Genomic DNA, 482 nt, shown 5'->3' on the forward strand with positions numbered 1-482 from the left:
GTAGTTCTCAAACAACAACCCCGTACCACACACCCCACACACATCAACTGTGCGYGCTCGGTGCAGCCAGGAAACCAGAAACACAAGTCCCGGGAAAGTCACCCTCCCCGGTCCTGTTGCCTCAGGACCCAACAGTGTGCCAAACACTAAACCGCTCCCTTCCCCGCCGCACCGTTCCAGGACCACCACCGAAGAGGTRAGTCCGTACTGGGTGCCGCAGAAAACGCAGCGGCCGCTATTTGCTGATATTCCACCCGTGAGCACCCGCCGCAGAACAATCGTCTGCGCAACGGGCGTTACTCCTGACAACCCCACCACACMSGCATAACGCCTGGCAGGGTGGTTGTAGGTGCTCCTTAGAAAGGAGGTGATCCAGCCGCACCTTCCGGTACGGCTACCTTGTTACGACTTAGTCCCAATCGCCAGTCCCACCTTCGACAGCTCCCTCCCACAAGGGGTTAGGCCACCGGCTTCGGGTGTTA

1 rRNA gene is annotated in these 482 nt (G+C 59.2%); it reads right to left on the reverse strand.

Annotated features, from left to right (window positions below):
* Positions 1-360: 360 nt before the first annotated feature.
* A 16S ribosomal RNA gene (locus AB4089_RS22955) occupies positions 361-482 on the reverse strand; the annotation flags it as partial.

It is taken from the genome of Arthrobacter sp. 2MCAF15 (assembly GCF_052115605.1).
Taxonomy (GTDB): Bacteria; Actinomycetota; Actinomycetes; order Actinomycetales; family Micrococcaceae; genus Arthrobacter.